General features: G+C 63.8%; 21 protein-coding genes. 11 read left to right on the forward strand and 10 right to left on the reverse strand.

Annotation, left to right across the window (positions count from 1 at the left end; translation table 11 throughout):
- Window position 1: 1 nt before the first annotated feature.
- Genes ACO06O_RS15025 through ACO06O_RS15040 form a run of 4 tightly spaced genes read right to left on the reverse strand, consistent with a single transcriptional unit; the run spans window position 2 to window position 3,475 of the window.
- Window positions 2–886 (reverse strand): isocitrate lyase/PEP mutase family protein, encoded by an 885-nt coding sequence (locus ACO06O_RS15025; RefSeq protein ID WP_421881364.1) that lies wholly within the window; start codon window positions 884–886, stop codon window positions 2–4.
- A complete protein-coding gene (gene leuD / locus ACO06O_RS15030) occupies window positions 883–1,371 on the reverse strand; it encodes a 3-isopropylmalate dehydratase small subunit (RefSeq protein WP_421881367.1) in 489 nt (162 codons plus the stop codon). Before leuD ends, ACO06O_RS15025 begins: the two co-directional genes overlap by 4 nt.
- Window positions 1,368–2,669 (reverse strand): 3-isopropylmalate dehydratase large subunit, encoded by a 1,302-nt coding sequence (locus tag ACO06O_RS15035; protein ID WP_421881370.1) that lies wholly within the window; start codon window positions 2,667–2,669, stop codon window positions 1,368–1,370. The genes leuD and ACO06O_RS15035 overlap by 4 nt, the downstream gene beginning before the upstream one ends.
- Entirely contained in the window at window positions 2,666–3,475 is an 810-nt protein-coding gene (locus tag ACO06O_RS15040; protein WP_421881373.1) for a GntR family transcriptional regulator, read from the reverse strand. The genes ACO06O_RS15035 and ACO06O_RS15040 overlap by 4 nt, the downstream gene beginning before the upstream one ends.
- Before the next feature lie 152 nt (window positions 3,476–3,627).
- On the opposite strand from ACO06O_RS15040, the gene ACO06O_RS15045 reads away from it, so the two are divergent.
- From ACO06O_RS15045 to ACO06O_RS15075, 7 genes are all read left to right on the forward strand, one after another.
- On the forward strand, window positions 3,628–3,930 hold the full coding sequence (locus ACO06O_RS15045; protein WP_421881376.1) for a hypothetical protein: 303 nt from the start codon (window positions 3,628–3,630) through the stop codon (window positions 3,928–3,930).
- Window positions 3,927–5,021: a methyltransferase domain-containing protein gene (locus ACO06O_RS15050; RefSeq protein WP_421881379.1), complete on the forward strand. Its 1,095-nt coding sequence runs from the start codon at window positions 3,927–3,929 to the stop codon at window positions 5,019–5,021. The genes ACO06O_RS15045 and ACO06O_RS15050 overlap by 4 nt, the downstream gene beginning before the upstream one ends.
- A 74-nt stretch (window positions 5,022–5,095) precedes the next feature.
- Window positions 5,096–6,100, forward strand: coding sequence for a TRAP transporter substrate-binding protein DctP (gene dctP / locus ACO06O_RS15055; RefSeq protein WP_421881381.1), 1,005 nt, complete (start codon window positions 5,096–5,098; stop codon window positions 6,098–6,100).
- A 71-nt stretch (window positions 6,101–6,171) separates the two neighbouring features.
- Window positions 6,172–6,693: a TRAP transporter small permease gene (locus ACO06O_RS15060; protein ID WP_420418363.1), complete on the forward strand. Its 522-nt coding sequence runs from the start codon at window positions 6,172–6,174 to the stop codon at window positions 6,691–6,693.
- A 36-nt stretch (window positions 6,694–6,729) separates the two neighbouring features.
- The gene (locus ACO06O_RS15065; RefSeq protein WP_421881384.1) at window positions 6,730–8,070 is read left to right on the forward strand and encodes a TRAP transporter large permease; all 1,341 of its coding nucleotides are present in this window, start codon (window positions 6,730–6,732) and stop codon (window positions 8,068–8,070) included.
- Window positions 8,071–8,073: 3 nt separating this feature from the next.
- Window positions 8,074–8,637 carry a tautomerase family protein gene (locus tag ACO06O_RS15070; protein WP_421881388.1) on the forward strand — a complete coding sequence of 188 codons (564 nt, stop codon included), beginning with the start codon at window positions 8,074–8,076 and terminating at the stop codon, window positions 8,635–8,637.
- A 9-nt stretch (window positions 8,638–8,646) separates the two neighbouring features.
- On the forward strand, window positions 8,647–9,585 hold the full coding sequence (locus ACO06O_RS15075) for a bile acid:sodium symporter family protein (protein WP_421881391.1): 939 nt from the start codon (window positions 8,647–8,649) through the stop codon (window positions 9,583–9,585).
- Between the two features lie 186 nt (window positions 9,586–9,771).
- Here ACO06O_RS15075 and doeB read toward each other — a convergent pair whose 3' ends face one another.
- From doeB to ACO06O_RS15095, 4 genes are all read right to left on the reverse strand, one after another.
- Window positions 9,772–10,761, reverse strand: a complete 990-nt coding sequence (gene doeB / locus ACO06O_RS15080) for a N(2)-acetyl-L-2,4-diaminobutanoate deacetylase DoeB (RefSeq protein ID WP_420418367.1) — start codon at window positions 10,759–10,761, stop codon at window positions 9,772–9,774.
- A 45-nt stretch (window positions 10,762–10,806) separates the two neighbouring features.
- Window positions 10,807–12,177 (reverse strand): aspartate aminotransferase family protein, encoded by a 1,371-nt coding sequence (locus ACO06O_RS15085; protein ID WP_421881394.1) that lies wholly within the window; start codon window positions 12,175–12,177, stop codon window positions 10,807–10,809.
- Window positions 12,178–12,182: 5 nt separating this feature from the next.
- Window positions 12,183–13,679 carry an NAD-dependent succinate-semialdehyde dehydrogenase gene (locus ACO06O_RS15090; RefSeq protein WP_421881397.1) on the reverse strand — a complete coding sequence of 499 codons (1,497 nt, stop codon included), beginning with the start codon at window positions 13,677–13,679 and terminating at the stop codon, window positions 12,183–12,185.
- 113 nt (window positions 13,680–13,792) lie between these two features.
- Window positions 13,793–14,296: an Lrp/AsnC family transcriptional regulator gene (locus ACO06O_RS15095; protein ID WP_420418370.1), complete on the reverse strand. Its 504-nt coding sequence runs from the start codon at window positions 14,294–14,296 to the stop codon at window positions 13,793–13,795.
- 137 nt (window positions 14,297–14,433) lie between these two features.
- Between ACO06O_RS15095 and doeA the strand changes: the two genes are divergently transcribed.
- Together doeA and ACO06O_RS15105 are read left to right on the forward strand one after the other, a co-directional pair.
- Window positions 14,434–15,618 carry an ectoine hydrolase DoeA gene (doeA, locus tag ACO06O_RS15100; protein WP_421881400.1) on the forward strand — a complete coding sequence of 395 codons (1,185 nt, stop codon included), beginning with the start codon at window positions 14,434–14,436 and terminating at the stop codon, window positions 15,616–15,618.
- A 3-nt stretch (window positions 15,619–15,621) separates the two neighbouring features.
- Window positions 15,622–15,969: an MmcQ/YjbR family DNA-binding protein gene (locus ACO06O_RS15105; protein WP_421881403.1), complete on the forward strand. Its 348-nt coding sequence runs from the start codon at window positions 15,622–15,624 to the stop codon at window positions 15,967–15,969.
- Here ACO06O_RS15105 and ACO06O_RS15110 read toward each other — a convergent pair.
- On the reverse strand, window positions 15,955–16,836 hold the full coding sequence (locus ACO06O_RS15110; RefSeq protein ID WP_421881406.1) for an AraC family transcriptional regulator N-terminal domain-containing protein: 882 nt from the start codon (window positions 16,834–16,836) through the stop codon (window positions 15,955–15,957). The genes ACO06O_RS15105 and ACO06O_RS15110 overlap by 15 nt on opposite strands.
- Window positions 16,837–17,008: 172 nt before the next feature.
- Between ACO06O_RS15110 and ACO06O_RS15115 the strand changes: the two genes are divergently transcribed.
- Window positions 17,009–17,767, forward strand: a complete 759-nt coding sequence (locus tag ACO06O_RS15115) for an SDR family NAD(P)-dependent oxidoreductase (protein ID WP_421881409.1) — start codon at window positions 17,009–17,011, stop codon at window positions 17,765–17,767.
- Between the two features lie 77 nt (window positions 17,768–17,844).
- Here the strand turns inward: ACO06O_RS15115 and ACO06O_RS15120 are convergent, their stop codons facing one another.
- Window positions 17,845–18,807 carry a LysR family transcriptional regulator gene (locus ACO06O_RS15120; protein ID WP_421881412.1) on the reverse strand — a complete coding sequence of 321 codons (963 nt, stop codon included), beginning with the start codon at window positions 18,805–18,807 and terminating at the stop codon, window positions 17,845–17,847.
- A gap of 111 nt (window positions 18,808–18,918) precedes the next feature.
- Here ACO06O_RS15120 and ACO06O_RS15125 point away from each other — a divergent pair, with 111 nt between their 5' ends.
- On the forward strand, window positions 18,919–19,518 hold the full coding sequence (locus tag ACO06O_RS15125) for a short chain dehydrogenase (RefSeq protein WP_421881416.1): 600 nt from the start codon (window positions 18,919–18,921) through the stop codon (window positions 19,516–19,518).
- The last annotated feature ends 3 nt before the right edge of the window (window positions 19,519–19,521 follow it).

Genomic DNA, 19,521 nt, shown 5'->3' on the forward strand with positions numbered 1-19,521 from the left:
GTCACTCTGTCTCCCCACCATCGTAGCGGCGGCCGCGTTCCAGCATGTCGGGGGTGCCGATGGCCGCGTTCAAATCCATGAAATCCAGCATCCGGTCGCGGAAGGGCGCGGTGGTGCCCGCCTGGTTCAGCGACGTGAAATAGGCACGCATCGTGTGCCCGACCGCCCGCGCCAACCCGCCCGGGAAGATCGCCAGCTTGTAGCCCAGCGCCTGCAGTTCCGGCGCGCTGCGCAGGGGCGTCTTGCCGCCTTCGACCATATTCGCCAGCAAAGGCACCCGCCCCCGGAACCGGTCGACGATGGCGGCAACCTGACCGTCGTCCTGCGGCGCCTCGACGAACAGTACATCGCATCCGGCCTCGGCATAGGCATCGGCCCGATCCAACGCCGCGTCGAGGCCCTCGACGCCGATCGCATCCGTGCGGGCGACGATCACGGTATCGGTGTCCCGGCGGGCATCCAAGGCGGCAGAAATCTTGCCGACCATCTCGGCGCACGGCACCAAAGCCTTGCCGTCCAGATGGCCGCAGCGCTTCGGCATGGACTGATCCTCGAGTTGGATCGCCGCCGCCCCGGCGCGCTCCAACTGCCGCACCGTCTGCTGGACGTTCAGGGCATTGCCGAAGCCGGTATCGGCGTCGACGATCAGGGCTGCCTCCACCCGGTCCGCAAGCCGGGCAACCGTGTCGGTCAGTTCGGCCAGCCCGAACAATCCGATATCCGGCCGCCCAAGACGGCTATAGGCGATTGAGGCGCCGGAGACGTAAAGCGTGTCGAATCCCGCTTCCACAGCAAACAGGGCTCCCATCGCATCATAGGCTCCGGGGGCGATTACGATATCCTGACCGGCCAGCTTGGCGCGTAGCTTAGCTTGCGGCGTCATCATCCCGCCCTCCGGAATCGCTGTTCGAGATAGGGAACCAGACCGCCCAGAGCGACGATCTGCATCAGATGATCGGGCACCGCATCGCAGGTCAGCACACGGCCGTCGTTTTGTACGACGATCCGTCCCGCCGCTGGGTCGATGTCGATCTCCTGACCGGCTTCAATCGTGCCCGCCTGAGCGCAAACCAACGCAGGCAGCCCCATATTGAATGCATTACGATAGAAAATCCCACCGAAGCTTTCGGCGACGACCGCCGCGACGCCCAACATCTTGAGAACTTGCGCCGTCTGTTCCCGGCTGGATCCGATGCCGAAATTTCTGCCCGCGACGACGATGTCTCCCGCTTCCACGGATGCGGCAAAGTCCGGCGCGACGGACTCCAGGCAATGTTTCGCCAATTCCTCGACCGGCCCCTTCATATAGGCGCCGGGGGCCAAAAGGTCGGTGTCGATCCCGTCGCCGAACTTCCAGACGCGGCCGATCATGCCTTCCCCTCCGCCAGGAAAGGACGAGGATCGGCAATCTGCCCGGCGATTGCCGTCGCGGCCACCGTATAGGGCGAGCCCAGAAACACCATCGCAGATCGCGCGCCCATGCGGCCCTGAAAGTTTCGGGCGGTGGAGGCCATACAGCGCTCGCCTGCCGCCAGGACCCCCGCCCCATAGCCCGCGCAGGCCCCACATCCGGAGGGCAGCAGGATCGCGCCCGCTTCGGTCAGGGTGGCGAGTGTGCCGTCGGCCGCTGCCGCCGCCGTGATCCGGGTCGATGCCGGCGCGATCATCAGGCGGGTATTGGCGGCGATCTGCCTTCCCTTCAGGACGCGCGCCGCCATGTGCAGGTCTTCAAGCTTCGCGCCCGTGCAGGCCCCGATATAGCATTGATCGATCGCCTTCCCGTCCGCGACCGACGCCACGTCGCCCGCATTTTCCGGGCTGTGCGGTGCCGCCACTTGCGGGGCCAGCGATGCCGCGTCGAATTCGTGGACCGCGCGATAGTCCGCGTCCGGATCGGCCTGCCATCGGTCGATGTCGGCCGCCTCGCCCCCGGCTGCCGAGATATAATCCGCCGTCACCGTATCCGGAGCGATCAGCCCGGTCATCGCCCCCAGTTCAGCGGCCATGTTGCTGAGCGTCATGCGTTCGGTCATGGACAGCGCCCGCACACCGTCGCCGTCATACTGAACGACCTGATAATCGCCGCCATCCATGCCGAGCCGCGTGCAGGCATGCAGCATCATGTCCTTGGCCGACACCCCGTCCGACAAACGGCCGTCCCACCGGATCAAGATCGTTTCCGGCATTTTCAGCCAGGTTTCGCCGGTGGCTAGAACGCCCGCCATATCGGTCGCCCCGACCCCGAACATGAAACAGCCGAAGGCGCCACCGGTGGGCGAATGGCTGTCGCCGCCGACAACAAACAGACCGGGTGTCAGATTGCCCCGTTCCGGCAGGACGACATGGCAGATGCCCTGCTGATCGTAGAATTTGCGGATCGCCTGATCTTTCACCCAATCGCGGGTCAGCTTCAGGATCGCCGCACTGTCCGCATCGACCGCCGGAACGTAATGGTCCGACACAACGACGACCCGTTCCGGATCCCATACGGGAACCCCCAGCCGCTCCAGGATCGGCTTCACCCGGCGCGGCCCGCCGGAATCGTGAATCATCGCCAGATCGACCCGGCAGATCACGATCTCGCCCGGCGACACACTGTCCCGCCCGGCGGCGCGCGCAACGATCTTCTGCGCCAGGGTCTGCGGCCCTATGGCGGTGGTCCCGCTCATGTCAGGCGGTATCCGGTGCGGCTGGGCGACCAGACCTTCGCCTTGCCTTCCGCCTGACGTGTCAGGTTCATATGATACTGGTAACGGTCGGGCCTATAGAGGGCGGTGATGTATTCGACCGGCCGGCCGTCGATATCCTGCACGATCCGGACGACCTTGATCAGGGGGGCGCCGACCGTCGTGTCCAGGCGGCGGGCCGTACCGGTATCGGCCAGCGTCGCCGTGATCGACTGTTCCGCCGCATCGACATGCACGCCTGACTGTTCCAGCAAGGCCAGGAGCGGACGCTGCGCCAGATCCTTTTCCCCGAACTTCCGTCCGATATCGCCGGGGACATAGGTCGTCAGATGAGAAAAGGGCTCGCCGCGCACGCTGCGTACGCGCACCGACATCTGCACCTCGTCGCCGGACGCACAGTCCAATGCCGACGCCACCTCCGCCGAGGCGGGCATATAGGCAAATTCCAACAGGTCGACAGAGGTTTCCAACCCCATGGCCAGAAGGTCTTCCAGCTGACCCTCGAACTGGGCCTGCATCGGGCCGTCCTCGCGGCGGTGGGACACCATCGTGCCGCGCCCGCGCTCACGCCGGACCAGACCGTCCTTGGCCAGTTCGTCCAATGCCCGTTTCGCGGTAATGCGGGATACGCCGTAGACTTCGGCCAGTTCGAATTCGCCCGGCAGGATGTCGCCGTCGGCGAACTCGCCATCGACAATGCGCTGACGCAGGACGAGATAGATTTGATGATACAGCGGCGTACGGGCCGGTTCCGTCGGGCGGATAGCGCCCGCGTCAAACCGATCCAACGAGACCGCCCTTCTCTCCATCCCGCGTACCCTCCACCGGGTTCGGCGGGTCTGCGCCCGCACTTCACCAAAACCACTATTGACATAACAGTATAACATTTGCAGGATTTCAACATGTTTATTGCCGGTCACGGCGGAGGGAGGCCCTGATTGTGACGCGTGCGGTACCCATGGATGATGTTCGGCGTCCGGAGCAACGGTTCTTCGACGACCCCGCGCTGGACCGGCTGTACGGTCTGACCTGGGCGCTGGCGACCGAAGTTTACGTGCTGCGCGATCGTGTCGAGGCCCTGGAAACGGCCCTGGCCGAACGCGGCGCGGTTGACCTGGAGGCCTTGCGGGAAGAGGCGTCTCCGGAAGAGCTGGCCGCGCGCGCAGCGGACCGCCAGGCCTTCGTGGACGGATTGTTCGTCAACATGATGGGGCGTCAGCAATCCAAGGGGCCGAGTTCATGAGCCGGTCCGGCGGCGGCAAGGGCGACGGCCGGGATCCCGGTTTGACGGGGCGGTCCTTCACCGCCGCCCAATCCTTCCTGTTGGACGTAAAGCTGCGCTGGACCCATGACATGTTCCCGGCGCTGCGGGACAGGGTCGCCCCCTATCCCGACGCGGTGGAAGGCGTCGCCGCCCTGTTGGAAAACGACCCGGACTATCGCCTCTTCGCCTGGTTCGAACGGCATCTTCAGCGCCTCAAATACAGCGGCCGATATGGCCTTTATCCCTATCACGCAGATCAACGGGACCGATTGGAGGCGAGCCTGAGCGGCGAGGACCTACCCGCAGGCATGCTGACCTTGTCGCCGGACATGGATCTGCCCCGCTATTACACAGGAACGGATATTCACCAGCACCCCGGTGGGGTCTGGAGCGATCCCATCGCCGGCTTCGTTTATGAGCGCGGCGCCAGATCGACCACGCCGACGCTTGGCGCGAAACACGCGGACCTGCACACGCGGTTCACCGACAAGGTTGCCGCCGACCTCCATGACGCTCCCGCCACGGTTTTCGACATGGCCTGCGGGTTCGGCAAAAGCACAATGCCCTTCGCCGCGACCTATCCGGACGCCGACATTGTCGCGATGGATCTGTCGGAGCCCTGCCTGCGTCTCGGCGCGCGAACGGCCCATGAGGTGCAGCGGCACAATCTGCGATTTGTTCAGCGCGACGCGACGGAAAGCGGGTTGCCGGAAGACAGCCAGGACCTCGTTACGTCGACCATGTTCCTGCACGAAATGCCGCCCAACTGGGTGGAAAAGGCGCTGCGCGAGAGTTTCCGGGTTCTGAAACCGGGGGGCCGGATGGCGCATCTGGATTTCTATCTTCTACCGGACGCTTTCGCGCGATTCATTCATTACGGGCATGGCCGCCGGAACAACGAGCCGTTCATGCGCCCGCTTGCGGAAATGGATCTGCCCGCCGTCCTGACGGAAATCGGCTTCACCGATATCGCAATCGAACCGTTTGAAGAATCCCCCGGCGCCTTGGCGGCGGAGAACCGGTCCTGGCGTTTCCCCTGGACCACAATAAGCGCCACCAAGCCGGGCTGACCCGGGACAAGGCGCAAGACAAAACAGTCAAAGTCACGCACAATCGAAGGCAATGAACGAAGGGAGTTAGGGACATGCGTAAGGGGTTCAAATCGATACTGGCCGCCGCGGGTCTCGCGACGGCGCTCTCCGCCGGGGCAGGCGTATCCGCCCAGGCCGAGACCACATTGTCGCTGGTTTATCCGTTCCCGGATTTTCTGGTCTACACCAAGAGCTGCAAAGAACTGGCGGATAAGCTGAACGCCGCCGGGGCCGGCGTCGTCAAGGTCGACGTCAAACCGTTCAATTCGATCGGCATGTTCGAACAGGCCACCGCCATCCAGAAGGGCGTGGTCGACATGAGCTGCCTGCCCGCCGCCTTCTACGCGCGCAGCCTGCCCGAGAACGAGGCGATCTCGACCTCGAACAGCAGCCCGGCAGAAGTCCGCGCCAATGGCGGCATGGACATCATCGACATGCTCCACCAGGAGCGTGTGAACATGAAGTATCTCGGCTGGGTCGACAGCGGTGTACGCTTCCACATCTATCTGAAAGACGCGCCGGTCTTCAACGACAAGGGCCTGCCGGATTTCAGTGACGTGAAGATGCGCGACAATCCGATCTATGGTGCCTTCTTCCGCGCCATGGACGCGGAAACGCACCAGATGCCGGTGACCGACGTCTATGGCGCGATCCAGAAAGGCGTGGTCAATGCCAGCGCCTGGACCTCGATTGGGGTCAAGGGCCTGAAATGGGACGAGTTCCTGACCCATCGGCTGGACCCGGAATTCTATCAGACCGATATCGGCGTGATCATGAATCTGGACACCTGGAACGGCCTGTCCGACGAGGCGAAGAAGATCGTCGCCGACACCGTCATCGCCCATGAGGAATCCAGCCGCGCCGCGCGCATGGTCGAGGTCGATCAGGAAAAGTCGGAATTGGAAGCTGCCGGAATGCAGGTCCACTCGGTACCCGCCGCGGAGGACTATCTGAATCTGGCCATCGAATCCGCCTATGGCCGGATGACCGAACGGCTGACCGGCGACGGCACGACGCTGGAACACGCCGAAAAACTGCGCGGTCTGTATATCAAGTAATCCGCGTTTCAATCGATCGGGCGGTCCCCCGGGACCGCCCGTATCGTTCATAGAAAGCTGGGCGGAACGGCATGTCGGCACTGGCGACAATCGATAGGGGCTATACGCTGCTGGTCCGCGTCCTGATGGTCGCGGCCTGCCTCTATATCGCGGCGATGATGATCCTGATCATCTATTACACATCCTTCCGCAGCATGGGCTGGGGCTATAACCGGTATTCCTTCACCGTGATCGAATACGGCTTCATCTATGCCCTGATGCTGGGCTGTCCGTGGATGGTTCGTCAGAAGGCCCATGTCTATATCGAACTGGTCACCGCGTTGATGAGCGAAAGGGTGCGCCGGATCTGGTCACGCGGGGTCGCGGCGGTCTGTGCCGCGGTCTGCCTGATCCTCGCTTTCTATACCGGTCTGCTGACCTGGGAAGACTATTCCTGGAACCGGTTCGACGAGCTGCGCGGGCAATTGGACATCAAGCGCTGGGTCGTGATCGCGGCGATGCCCGTCGGGTTCGGTTTGTCGGGGATCGAGTTCCTGCGCTTCGTCTTCGGCCGTTCGGTCATCCATGTCGGCGAGCCCGGTGTTCATGAATAACTTGCAGACCGACAGTCGGACGGGGCGGTAAGCGCGATGGAATGGTATTGGACACTGACCGTCCTGTTGGGGTCGATCCTGGTAATGATGGCGATCGGCTTCCCGGTCGGCATCGCCTTCCTGGCGGTCAATATCGTCGCCGCCATGATCTATTTCGGCGGCAACGGACCGATCCTCACCCAGTTGGAATTGGGCATCGGCACTCTGGCCGACAACGCGTTCGGGTCGATGGCGAATTTTGCATTGGTCCCGATCCCGATGTTCCTGCTGATGGGCGAATTGTTCTTTCACACCGGGCTGGCGAACCGAATGTTTTCAGGCGTCGAGCGGCTGATGGGCCGGGTTCCGGCGCGGCTGTCCTATGTCACCGTCGCGGGCGGTACCGCCTTCGCCACCCTGTCCGGATCGTCCATGGGCAGCACCGCCCTGCTGGGCACGCTGATGGTCCCGGAAATGTCGCGGCGCGGCTACAAGAACGTTCTGTCGATCGGACCGATTCTGGGCACTGGCGGCATTGCGATGCTGATCCCGCCCTCGGCGTTGGCGGTGTTGTTGGGCACTTTGGCGGAACTGGATATCGGCGCGCTGCTGATCGCCGGCGTCGTGCCGGGGCTGCTGCTGGCGGCGATGTATGCCGTCCTGATCTATGGCATCACGCGGCTCGATCCGGATGCCGCGCCGGCCTATCCGGTCGACATCGCCCCCTGGACGGAACGCGCGATCATCCTGCTGCGCGACGTCCTGCCCATGGTATCCGTCGTCATCGCCGTGATCCTGTTGATCATGGTCGGTTGGGCCACGCCGTCGGAAGCCGCCGCCTTCGGCTGCCTGGGTGTGCTGGTTCTCGCCATCGCCTTCCGGTCGCTCACCCTGACCGCGATCTGGAAATCGCTGGAAGGGGCCACGCGGGTGACCGTCGTCGCGCTGTTGATCATCTTTGGTTCCGCGACCTTCTCCAAGACGCTCGCCTTTTCCGGCGGCAGCGCCGGGTTGATCACCTGGGTTACCGGCTTCGATATCTCCCCCATGGTCATGCTGGGCGTGATGTTCCTGATCCTGCTGCTGCTCGGCATGTTCATGGATCAGCTGTCGATGATGCTGCTGACCGTGCCGATCTTTTTCCCGCTGGCCCAGAGCTTCGGTTTCGACATGATCTGGTTCGCGGTCATCGTGCTGCTGGCGATGGAAATCAGCTTCACGACGCCGCCCTTCGGCCTGCTGCTTTTCGTCATGCAGGGCGTCGCGCCGCCGGGTACCAAGTTCACCGATATCTGCCTCGCCGCCCTGCCCTTCATGGGCTGCGCGATGCTGCTGGTGCTGCTGATCGTCGTCTTCCCGGAAATCGCGACCTGGCTTCCCTCCGTCAGCAGGCCCTGACCCATGCCCATCGTCGAAATCACCCTGATCGAAGGCTATGACGACGACACGAAGCGCCGCCTGACCAAGGCGCTGCACCAGGCCGTGCAGAGTGTCATCGCCGCCCCGGATGAGGGCGTCACCATCGTCGCCCGCGAGGTTCCACCCGCAAATTACCGGCGCGGGGCGACCGACAGGATACCCGGCCCGCCCCTGCCGGACGCGGTCGATGTGGTCCGCCAATTCCTGGAACGGATGGAGGCCCGCGATCTGGAGGGCGCCAAGGCACTGACGGCGGACGGATTCGAGATGGTCTTTCCCGGCGGCCGCCGTTTCACGACATTTCAGCAGCTCATCGACTGGGCCGGGCCGCGCTATCGCTGGGTCAAGAAACGGTTCGAACGGTTTGACGCCGCCCCGGCCGAAGACGGCATGGCCGTGATCTGTTCCGGCACGCTTTATGGGGAATGGCCCGACGGTACGGCTTTCGAAGGCATCCGATACGCGGATTGGTTTCTGCTGAAGGGCGGCAAGATTCTGCGCCAAGATGTCTGGAACGATCTCGCAGAAACGGCGCGTTCGGGTTAGACCCTTCTCATGCTGTCCAACGTCATGACCGCCCTGTCGAAACGGGCCCCGCTTCTGCTCGCCCTCGGCGTCCTGATCGGCCTGGCCGCGCCGGGCCTGGCGGAGATCGCACGGCCGCTGTTGGCGCCGTCGATCTGGATCCTGCTGACCCTGGCGGCGGTGCGGATCGACCCGGCGCAGTCCATCGCCCATATCCGCCGGCCCGGTGCCATACTGGCGACCTTGGCCTGGATGCTGACCATTACGCCGCTGCTGGCTTGGGGAATCCTCACCCTGACGCCGGTGGGCAGTCCCGGTCTCGCCGCCGCCTTGGTCCTGATGGCCGGGGCCGCGCCCCTGATGTCGACCCCGTCCTTGGCGCAGATCCTGGGCCTGGACGATGCGCTGGCCATGCTGGTGATGATCGTGGCGACTATGCTGGCGCCCTTCACCCTGCCCTTCATCGCGCTGCATCTGCTGGGCTTCGATCTGGGTATCGATCCGGCGGTGTGGAGCCTGCAATTGACCCTGTTCGTCGGCAGCGCCGTCATCACCGCCTTGATCCTGCGCCGGTTATTGGGCCCTGCGCGCATTGCAAAGGCGAAACAGTCAATGGATCTGGCGATGGTCGCGCTGTTGCTGACCTTTGCCGTCGCGATCATGGACGGTGTGACCGAACGCCTGCTGACGGAAACCGGCTATGTTCTGACGGTGACCACTATCGCCTTCCTGTCCTATGGCCTGTTCCTGGTCGGCGGCACGATTGCGGGCCTGCCCTTCGGCCGCCGGGTCGCGCAGACCATCGGCTTTGTCGGATCGAACCGGAATGTCGGCGTGATCCTGGCCGTCCTGCCGGCCGCCGCACATCCCGACATCTTCCTGTATTTCGCGATCTGGCAATTGCCGATGTACATCATGCCGGCAGTCCTGACGCATCTGTACCGCCGGGCGGCCGCAGCCACGCCCTGATGAGGCTCCTGCTTCTGCAGGAGCGTGCCCTATCACGCACCGTCACCCCGGCGAAAGCCGGGCTCCAGGGGAACAGGCACGCCGCGTGCTGGCGGCCCTGGATTCCGGCTTTCGCCGGAATGACGGATGACGTTGCGGTTGCAGACACGGGAGCCCGCTTTCGCAGGGCCACGGCAATGCGACGTCCTAGACGGGAACCGCGATGACGGCGACGATGTCGCCCATATTGATCATCCCGGGATAATGACGGCCGGTGAAGATACCGCTGATCCCGGCGCGGTAGAGGGCGGGTGGCCGGCCGGTGCGGGTGACTTCGTGGACGACGGCGACGACCTGGCCCTCTTCCACTTCCTCGCCCAGTTCGACCGTGTATTCGATCAGGCCCGGCGTTTCGCAGGACACATAGCAGCGGTCGTCCGGCATATCGAGATTGACCGTCGGCTCGATCAGCGGATCACCCGCCAGAATCCCGGCATGCTTCAGGAAATTCTCGATCCCTTTCTTGGCGATCTTGATCGTCGTCGCGCTGGCCGACCCGCCGCCGCCCAATTCGGTCGACACGAAGACGCGGCCCAACTCCTCCGCCGCCGAGTCGTACATGCCGACGGAATCGATCTCCAGCAGCATCAGCGAATAGGGCGCGTTGAACGCCCGCATCGCCTCGACGCAGCGCTTTTCCTGACGCTTGTCCGGTAATACATGGCAGGCCGCAAAGGGAATGAATTCAAGCGTCCGGCCGCCGGAATGGATATCCAGGACGTAATCCGCACGGGACAGGATCTGGTGCTGGAAGAAATCGGCGATCTTCTGCGTCACCGTCCCGTCCGGCCGCCCCGGAAAGATCCGGTTCAGGTTCCCGCCGTCGATCGGCGAGGTGCGGGTTCCCGACAGGAAGGCCGGATAGTTGAAGGCCGGTACGATGATGATCCGTCCGCTGACATCCACCGGGTCGATCTTGGCGGCCAGATCGTAAAGTGCGATCGGCCCCTCGTACTCGTCCCCATGATTGGCGCCGGTCAGCACCGCCGTCGGCCCGGTACCGTTCTTGACCACGGTGATGGGGATCATGATCGATCCCCATGCCGATTGGTCATGACTGTAGGGCAGCTTCAAAAAGCCGTGCTGAACGCCGTCCTGGTCGAAATCGACCGTCGGCGAAATCGGATTGATCACCATTCCATAAGACCTCCCGTCCCGAGACACTAAGCGAGAGGCCCTGGATCAGCCAAGTACCGCTTTGACCGCCGCGGCGGCCATGCCGACGATCTTGTCCGCCTCATCCCGGGTCAGGCACAGCGGCGGCGCGAAGCCCAGAATGTCGCCCTGCGGCATGGCGCGGGTGATCAGCCCCTGTTCCAAGGCGGCTGCCGAAAGGGTCGGTCCCATCTTCTTCGACGGATCGAAGAAGGTGCGGCTGTCCTTGTCCTCGACAAATTCCACGGCACAGAGCAGGCCCTCGCCGCGCACCTCGCCGACATTCGGATGGTCCGCCAGCGCGTCCTTCATGGCCTTGTTGAAATGGGCGCCGGTCTCGCGGGCATTGGTCACCAGATCCAGCCGGTCGATCAAATCCAGATTGGCGACCCCGGCGGCGGCGCAGAGCGGATGGGCGGAATAAGTCCAGCCATGGCCGATCGGTCCCAACTCGTCCGAACCCTGCTCCAACACCTTCCAGACGCGGTCATGGACGATCGTCCCGGACAGCGGCGTATAGGCGGAGGTCAGGCCCTTGGCGATGGTCACCAGATCCGGATCCATGCCGTAATGGGCGGAACCGAACATGCTGCCCAGGCGCCCGAAACCGGTCACGACCTCGTCCGCGATCAGCATGATGTCGTATTTCTTCAGGACGGCCTGGATCTTCTGCCAGTAGCCGGCGGGCGGCGGTACAAGCCCGCCGGTGCCCAGGGCCGGTTCGCCGATGAAGGCGGCGACCGTATCGGGCCCTTCGGCCAGGATCAGTTCCTCCAGCTTGTCGGCACAATGCTGCGAGAACTCCTCCGGCGACTGGTCCAGGTTTTCCCGGCGGTAGTAATAGGGCGCCTCGGTGTGCAGGATCGGCGCGCGCGGCAGGTCGAACTTGTTGTGGAACAGCGCCAGACCGGTCAGCGACCCGGTCATGATCCCCGACCCGTGATAGCCGCGCCAGCGCGAGATGATCTTCTTCTTTTCCGGGCGGCCCAGGATGTTGTTCACATACCAGACCAGCTTGATGTTGGTCTCGTTCGCATCCGATCCGGACAGGCCGAAATAGGTGTGGTTCAGCCCTTCCGGCGCGCGCTCGGCAATCATCTGCGCCAGACGGATCGCCGGTTCGGAGGCATGGCCGACATAGGAATGATAGTAGGACAGTTTATGCGCCTGCTCGGCGATGGCGTCCGCAATCTCGCGGCGGCCATAGCCGACATTGACGCAATACAGGCCGGCGAACCCGTCCAGGCTGGTCTTGCCGTTGCTGTCGGTGATGTAGACGCCGCTGCCGCCCTCGATGATCCGGTGCGGGGTCTCGCCGCGGGCATGCGCGCCCATGGCCGTCGAAGGATGGAAGAAATGGTCGCGGTCCCAGGCTTCCAGCGGTTCGTTTTTCAGCATCGTCATTACTCCACTAGGGTGAGGTCGCCATAGTCGCGACAAACGTATTTCACATCGGTAAAGGCTTCCATGCCCTGGCGCGCACCTTCACGCCCCAGGCCGGATTGTTTCATGCCGCCGAACGGGATCGGCGCGCCGGTCACTTTCGTGCGGTTCACCGCCACCATGCCGTATTGCAGGCCCCGGCTGAGCCGGAAGATGCGGCGCGGGTCGATCGTGTGGACATAGGCGATCAGGCCATATTCGGTGTCGTTGGCACGGGCCAGAACCTCGCCCTCGGTCTCGAAGGGCGTGATCGCCGCGACCGGGCCGAAGGTCTCCTCCTGGAAGATTTTCGCATCCGGCGGCACATCGGCCAGAACCGTCGGTTCGAAATAGAGCGGCCCCAGATCGTCCCGCCCCTTACCGCCGGTCAGAATTCGCGCGCCCTTCTCCTGGGCGTCGGCGACCTGTTCGACCTGTTTGGCGACGGCGTTGGGGTTCATCAGCGGTCCGATATCCGGATCGTCCATCCCGTATCCGATGCGCAGATCTGCGGTGCGCGCGGCAAAGCGCTCGCAGAATGCGTCATAGACACCGCGCTGGACATAGATGCGGTTGGCACCCAGGCAGTCCTGGCCCGAGGTTGCGAATTTCGCGCCCATCGCGCTGTCCACGGCGATGTCCAGATCGGCATCGTCGAACACGATGAAGGGCGCATGGCCGCCCAGTTCCAGGACAAGCCGCTTCACCGTCCGCGCGCTGCGCTCATACAGCAGACGGCCGATTTCCGTCGATCCGGTGAAGGACAGGGCCCGCACACGGGTATCGTCGGTCCAGGGCCGGACCACGGTTTCCGGGTCGCCCGTCACGACGTTGAAGACACCGTCCGGCACCCCGGCACGCCGCGCGGTCTCTGCCAGGGCCAGGGCGGAAAAGGGCGTTTCCTTCGACGGATGCACCACGACCGTGCAGCCTGCCGCCATGGCGGCCGTCGCTTTACGGGTGATCATCGCGCAGGGGAAGTTCCACGGCGTGATCAGGGCCGCGACGCCGACCGGCTCACGCCACAGCTCGACTTCGGCATCGGGCAGGTGGGAGGTCACGCCCTCGATATTCGGGCGCTTGGTTTCCTCGGCATAGAATTCCATGAAGGACGCGGCATAATCGATTTCGCCGCGCGCTTCCGAGATCGGTTTGCCCTGTTCCAGGACCATGATCCGCGCCAGGTCTTCCTTTGCGTCGCGCACATCTTCGAACCAGCGCCGCAGAATCGCCGCCCGGTCCTGGGGCAGCATCGCCGACCAGGCGGGGAAGGCGCGCTGGGCGGCATCGACGGCACCCCGGCTTTCGTCCGACGACATCGACGGCACGCTGCCGATGGCGTTTCCATTACCGGGATCGGTAACGGATATCCTGTCGCCGGACGCCGCCGCCCGCCAAGCGCCTGCGATGAAGCAGTCGGCCTGGAACAGGGACGGGTCGGACAGGCTCTCGCGCGGAGAGACGGGCTCCTGCGTCATGACGCACCTCTTCGATTGTCGGGGTCGCATTGCGAACTGACGCAAACTGTAGCCGGTCTTGCGGCGAAGAACTTACCGATCCGCCGGGACGGTCACGAGGATTCTTCGAAAGTTCAGCCGACCCGCCGAGGATTCCTCGGCAGCACCGACTCGACCCGGGCCAGCGGAACCGGCCCGTGCTTGATCGATTTGGTGACGACATAGGTGTAGTATCGGCGCACCCCCAGCTCGGCGCTCAGTATCTCGTCGACCAGGGTCTGATAGGCCTTGATATCGCTGGTTACGATCCGCAACAAATAGTCGATTCCGCCACCGACGGCCCAGCAATCCACAACTTCCGGAATGTTGTGGATTCCATCCTCGAAAACCTTGAAATCCTGCGCCTTGTGGCTATCCAGCTCGACCGACATCATGACCTCGGCCGCACCACCCAGAAGTTGTGGATTCAGGCGCGCCTCATACCCCGTGATCAGGCCCGCCCGCTCCAGCCTTTGCAGGCGTTCCCAACAGGCCGTCGGGGACAGGTTCACGCGCTCCGCCAAGGCCGCTTTGGTCATGCGTCCATCGGCCTGAAGCACAGTCAAAATTTTCAAATCCCGGTCGTCGAGAGCAATCATGTTCTATCCCCAACGGCGCATCATGGCCGCCGCTCAGCCTCTTGTCACGCATCGGCGGTCTATGCAATCTGCCTCGCGCCGAAGTGGTTCGCTTCGCGCATTCCTGCAGGTTGCCCTTCGTGATTGAGGAGTTTGCGATGCCCGCTGCCGATCTGCCGTTCACCATCGAAGAATATGCCGAACGTCTCGCCAAGGTGCGGGCGTCCATGGAAGAGAAGGGCATCGAACTTCTCTACATCACCGATCCGTCGAACATGGCCTGGCTGACCGGCTATGACGGCTGGTCCTTCTATGTCCACCAGGGCGTGATCGTCCCGCCGGACGGCTTGCCGTTGTGGTGGGGGCGCGGCCAGGACGGCAACGGCGCAGTTCGCACGGTCTACATGCCCGACGAATGCGTCCTGCCCTATCCCGACATCTACGTTCAGTCGACGGAACGCCATCCGATGGATCACCTGTCGGACAAGTTCAAGGATCGCGGCTGGGACAAGCTGCGCATCGGGGTGGAGATGGACAATTACTACTTCTCCGCCGCCGCCTATGCCTCGCTGCAGACCAACCTCCCGAACGCGTCCTTCACCGACGCGACCGGCCTTGTGAACTGGCAGCGTGGGATCAAATCCGCGACCGAGATCGAATATATGCGCAAGGCCGCGACCATTGTCGGCCGGATGCACACCATGATCGCCCAGCGGATGGAGCCGGGCGTGCGCAAATGCGATATCGTCGCCGACATCTTCAAGACCGGTATCGAGGGGACGGAGGAGTTTGGCGGCGACTATCCCGCCATCGTCCCGCTGCTGCCGACCGGCCCGCATGCCGCCGCGCCGCATCTGACCTGGGACGACCAGCCGATGCAGACCGGCGCCGGCACGTTCTTTGAGATCGCGGGCTGCTATAAGCGCTATCACGCGCCGCTGAGCCGCACCGTCTTCCTGGGCGAGCCGCCGCAATACATGCTGGACGCCGAGAAGGCGCTGCTGGCCGGGCTGGAAGCCGGGATTGACGCCGCCCGCGCCGGCAACCGCGCCTGCGACGTCGCCATCGCGCTGGCCGACGAGCTCATGAAGGGCAAGATCGAACGCTCCGCCCGCTGCGGCTATCCGATCGGCTTGTCCTATCCGCCCGATTGGGGCGAGCGCACCATCAGCTTCCGCGAAACCGACCAGACCGAGCTGAAACCCGGCATGACCTTCCATTTCATGCCCGGCCTGTGGATGGAAAACTGGGGCCTGGAAATCACCGAAAGCATCCTGATCCGGGAATCCGGCCCCGCTGAATGCCTGACCAACCACCCGCGCGAGATGCTGGTGAAGCGGTAGACCGTGGACGCCCCGGAAACCCAAAAACTTCGGGCAATCTGTCTGGACCTCCCCGAAGCCAGCGAGAAACTGGCTTGGGGAGATCCGACCTTCCGGGTTCGGGACAAGATTTTCGCGATGGAGAAGCGCGGCGACGGTCGCGTCTCCGTATGGTGCAAGGCCCCGCCGGGCAGCCAGGAAGTTCTGGTTTCCGCCGACCCGGAACGCTTCTTCGTCCCGCCCTATGTCGGCCACAAGGGTTGGGTCGGCATGCGCTTGGACGAGGATCCCAACTGGTCGGAAGTGGCGGAAATTGTTCGACGAAGCTACCGGTTGATCGCACCGAAACGATTGGCCTCACGCGTCGACTGACATCCGCTCCTCCCTGGGCGGAACCCCAAACTTCCGCGCATATTCCCGGCTGAACTGGGTCGGGCTTTCATAGCCGACGGCATAGGCGATTTCGGTGACGGGGCGGGTTGTGGCGATCAGGCGCTGGCGGGCTTCCAGCAGGCGCAGGTCTTTCTGATATTGCAGCGGGGTCGTCGCGGTGACGGTCTTGAAATGGGCGTGGAAGCTGGACGGGCTCATCCCCGCCAGGCGGGACAGGTCGGAGATCCGGATCGGCGCGGTGATATCCTGACGGATGCGGGAGACCGCACGGGCGATGCGGCTGGCATGGCTGTCCTGTCGGGCCAGGCGTCGCAGCATGGCGCCATGCCGGGCCTGCAACAGGCGGAAATGCACCTCTCGCCGATAGGGATCCGCCAGGATCTTCCGATCCACGGGGTCGGTGGTCAGTTCGAACAGGCGGCCCATGGCGCGGACCAGGGCGCCATCCGCCTCCCCCGAGACAACCGCGCTGGCCGGGTCCGGCTCCACCGCGGCGTCTTCCATCTCGGCGCTAAGCGTGCGGATCAAGGCCATGTCGAGTTCCAGGGCGAGCGCCAGATAGGGCCGTTCGGCACTGGCCGTCACGACGCGGGACAGCGACGGCAGGTCGAGGCTGACGATCAGCGACTGGCCCTCCGCAAAGCGCACGGTCTGCGCCCCGAAGGCGGTCTCCTTCGCGCCCTGCAGAACGACGCAGACCAACGGCCGGTACAGTACGCTTTCCATCGGCGTTGGCCGGCGGCAACGCACCAGGGACAGGCCCGGCACATCCGTATCGTGGGGCGTTTCCGGCGCACCGCAGGTATCCGCGTAGCGTCGCACCGTTTCCGCAAGCTCCTCTAACAATCGCCGCTTCCTTCATAGTTTCGGAGGAACGATAGGCCAGTTTACCGCAGTTCCGACAGGCTTAACTCGCGATTCTTGGAGTTTTGGGCAAGTCTTGCGTAGGAACCGGCAGGCGAACGGTCGGTGCAGAAGGCATTTCAGGCTCATCGAAACCAAATCAAGGAGCCTTACCATGTCCGACAAGATCGCGCTGATCACCGGCGGCAATCGCGGCCTTGGTCGCAGCACCGCCCTGCACCTGGCCCGCAAGGGAATCCACATCGTCCTGACCTATCGCAGCAACGAAGCCGAGGCGCAGGAAGTTCAGGCGGAAATCCTGAAACTGGGGGCCAGTGCCGCCATTCTGCGGCTCGACACGGCCGATACCGCGTCCTTCCCGGATTTCGCGGAACGCCTGCGCGACGTACTGGTCCGCCATTGGGGCCGAAAGAGCATCGATTTCCTGGTCAACAATGCCGGGATCGGCATCCACAAACCGTTCATGGAAACGACGGAGGACGAGTTCGACGCCTTGATGAATGTCCATGTGAAGGGCGTCTTCTTCCTGACCCAGACCCTGTTGCCGATGATTCGCGATGGCGGTCGGATCGTCACCCTGTCGTCAGGCCTGGCGCGGTTCTCCCTGCCCGGCTATGCGGCCTATGCCAGCATGAAGGGCGCAGTCGAAGTCCTGACCCGCTATCTGGCGAAAGAGCTGGGCCCGCGCGGTATCGCGGTCAACGCCATCGCCCCCGGCGCCATCGAGACGGATTTCGGCGGCGGCGTGGTCCGCGACAATGCGGAGGTGAACCGGTACATCGCGGCCACCACCGCCATGGGCCGCGCCGGACAACCGGACGATATCGGCGGGGCCATGGCCGCGCTGCTGACCGGCGAGATCCAATGGATGACCGGCCAGCGAATCGAAGTGTCCGGCGGGCAGAACCTGTAGGATCGCGCGGCGGCGAAATCCCCTCTCACCCCGACCCTTTCCCTCCAGCGCGAGGGAGTCGCGAAAGCGCGTCCGGGTTACCCCTCTCCCCCAGGGAGAGGGTGGCCCGAAGGGTCGGGTGAGGGGCCTTGCAGCAGCAGTTCCGGGGCGGCGCGGAACCAATCGCGGATGAAATCGACCAGCAGGCGCACGCGGCGCGGCAGGCGGCTTTCGCGGATATAGACCAGATAGATCGGGCTGGCGGGGGAGCGGTATTCCGTCAGCACCTCCACCAGCCGGCCCGCCGCGATCTCCGGCACGGCCAGATAGCGCGGCAGGCGCGCAACCCCCTGCCCGGCGACGGCCGCATTCCGGATCAAGGGAAAATGGTTCAGACTCAACGTCGCCGGGACGCGAACGGAATAGGCGCTGTCCCCTTGGAAATAGGTCCAGCGGCCATCCGGACAGGAATGATGATTGACCAGGCAGGCATGGCGTTCCAGATCCCTCGGCACGCTTACAGGCGCGCGGCCATCGGCGGCCAGATAGGCCGGTGCGGCGCAGGTGAGTTCGGTATACTCGCCGAGAGGAATTGCGACCTGATCGGGATCGTCGGACAGGCCCGCGCGGATCGCGATATCGGCCTCGGCCGTCTTCAGATCCTGATACCGGTTCTCCAGGTCCAGCCGAATCGTGACATCCGGATAGAGCGCCCGGAACGCTGCCGTGATATCGGTCAGAAACATTTCCCCGAACGAGACCGGCACCGTGATTCCGACCGGCCCCTCGGGCAGCGCCGATAGGGCCGCCACCGCATCGAACGCGTCATCCTGCGCGGTCAGGATCTGACGGCCATGGGTCAGCATCACTTCCCCGGCACGGGTCAGGCTCATGCTGCGGGTGGAACGGTGGAGAAGCTGGGCGCCGACCGCCTCCTCCAACCGGCTGACATGCTGACTGAGCCGCGCCTTGGAGACGCCGGCGGAGCGTGCCGCGGCGGAGAAACCGCCATGCTCGACCACCAGGGCGAAACTGCGCATCTCGCTGAGCAGATTGGGCATTGTTCGGAATTTCAAACGTGTTGTTCAGAATTAACATACTTATCAGAACAATAGGGTCACCGCCATATACCCGTCATCACGAACCGCAGAATGTCGGAAGGATATGGAACCATGAAAATTCTACTCGTCGGCGCGTCGGGCACCATTGGCCAGGCAGTGGCGGCCGAACTGGGCGCGCGTCATGACATCATCACGGCCGGCCGGTCCGGTGGCGACGTCGTGCTGGATATGACGGACGCTGCCAGCATCAAGGCGGCCTTTGAAAAAATCGGCGCGGTCGATGCCGTCGTTTCCACGGCGGGCGGCGTCAAATTCGCCGATTTCTGGGACATGGAAGATGCGGATTACCGGATCGGCCTGGACGACAAGCTGATGGGCCAGGTTAATCTGGTGCTGATCGGCCGTCATCACGTCGCGCCGAAAGCATCCTTCACGCTGACGACGGGCATCCTGACCCACGATCCGATCCGCTATGGCAGTTCGGCCTCCATGGTGAACGGCGCGCTGGAGGCCTTCACCCGGGCGGCGGCGACCGAATTCGGAAACGGCATGCGGATCAACGCGGTCAGCCCCGGCGTTCTTGTCGAATCCATGGAAGGCTATGGTCCCTATTTCCGAGGCCATCAACCGGTGCCGGGCGCCCGCGCGGCTCTGGGCTACGCCAAAAGCGTGGAGGGTCTTCAGACCGGGCAGGTTTTCGAGATTTTCTGACCG

It is taken from the genome of Pacificispira sp., from assembly GCF_965228185.1.
In the GTDB taxonomy this organism is placed as follows: domain Bacteria; phylum Pseudomonadota; class Alphaproteobacteria; order UBA8366; family Aestuariispiraceae; genus Pacificispira.

Bases quoted from the DNA above. Each gene is read 5' to 3' on its own strand.
- leuD (WP_421881367.1), bottom strand. From the start codon at position 1,371: ATGATCGGCCGCGTCTGGAAGTTCGGCGACGGGATCGACACCGACCTT.
- doeB (WP_420418367.1), bottom strand. From the start codon at position 10,761: ATGGTGATCAATCCGATTTCGCCGACGGTCGATTTCGACCAGGACGGC.
- ACO06O_RS15035 (WP_421881370.1), bottom strand. From the start codon at position 2,669: ATGAGCGGGACCACCGCCATAGGGCCGCAGACCCTGGCGCAGAAGATC.
- ACO06O_RS15085 (WP_421881394.1), bottom strand. From the start codon at position 12,177: ATGCTGAAAAACGAACCGCTGGAAGCCTGGGACCGCGACCATTTCTTC.
- ACO06O_RS15050 (WP_421881379.1), top strand. From the start codon at position 3,927: ATGAGCCGGTCCGGCGGCGGCAAGGGCGACGGCCGGGATCCCGGTTTG.
- dctP (WP_421881381.1), top strand. From the start codon at position 5,096: ATGCGTAAGGGGTTCAAATCGATACTGGCCGCCGCGGGTCTCGCGACG.
- ACO06O_RS15060 (WP_420418363.1), top strand. From the start codon at position 6,172: ATGTCGGCACTGGCGACAATCGATAGGGGCTATACGCTGCTGGTCCGC.
- ACO06O_RS15070 (WP_421881388.1), top strand. From the start codon at position 8,074: ATGCCCATCGTCGAAATCACCCTGATCGAAGGCTATGACGACGACACG.
- ACO06O_RS15075 (WP_421881391.1), top strand. From the start codon at position 8,647: ATGCTGTCCAACGTCATGACCGCCCTGTCGAAACGGGCCCCGCTTCTG.
- ACO06O_RS15120 (WP_421881412.1), bottom strand. From the start codon at position 18,807: ATGCCCAATCTGCTCAGCGAGATGCGCAGTTTCGCCCTGGTGGTCGAG.
- ACO06O_RS15125 (WP_421881416.1), top strand. From the start codon at position 18,919: ATGAAAATTCTACTCGTCGGCGCGTCGGGCACCATTGGCCAGGCAGTG.
- ACO06O_RS15095 (WP_420418370.1), bottom strand. From the start codon at position 14,296: ATGATTGCTCTCGACGACCGGGATTTGAAAATTTTGACTGTGCTTCAG.
- ACO06O_RS15115 (WP_421881409.1), top strand. From the start codon at position 17,009: ATGTCCGACAAGATCGCGCTGATCACCGGCGGCAATCGCGGCCTTGGT.
- ACO06O_RS15065 (WP_421881384.1), top strand. From the start codon at position 6,730: ATGGAATGGTATTGGACACTGACCGTCCTGTTGGGGTCGATCCTGGTA.
- ACO06O_RS15025 (WP_421881364.1), bottom strand. From the start codon at position 886: ATGATGACGCCGCAAGCTAAGCTACGCGCCAAGCTGGCCGGTCAGGAT.
- doeA (WP_421881400.1), top strand. From the start codon at position 14,434: ATGCCCGCTGCCGATCTGCCGTTCACCATCGAAGAATATGCCGAACGT.
- ACO06O_RS15090 (WP_421881397.1), bottom strand. From the start codon at position 13,679: ATGACGCAGGAGCCCGTCTCTCCGCGCGAGAGCCTGTCCGACCCGTCC.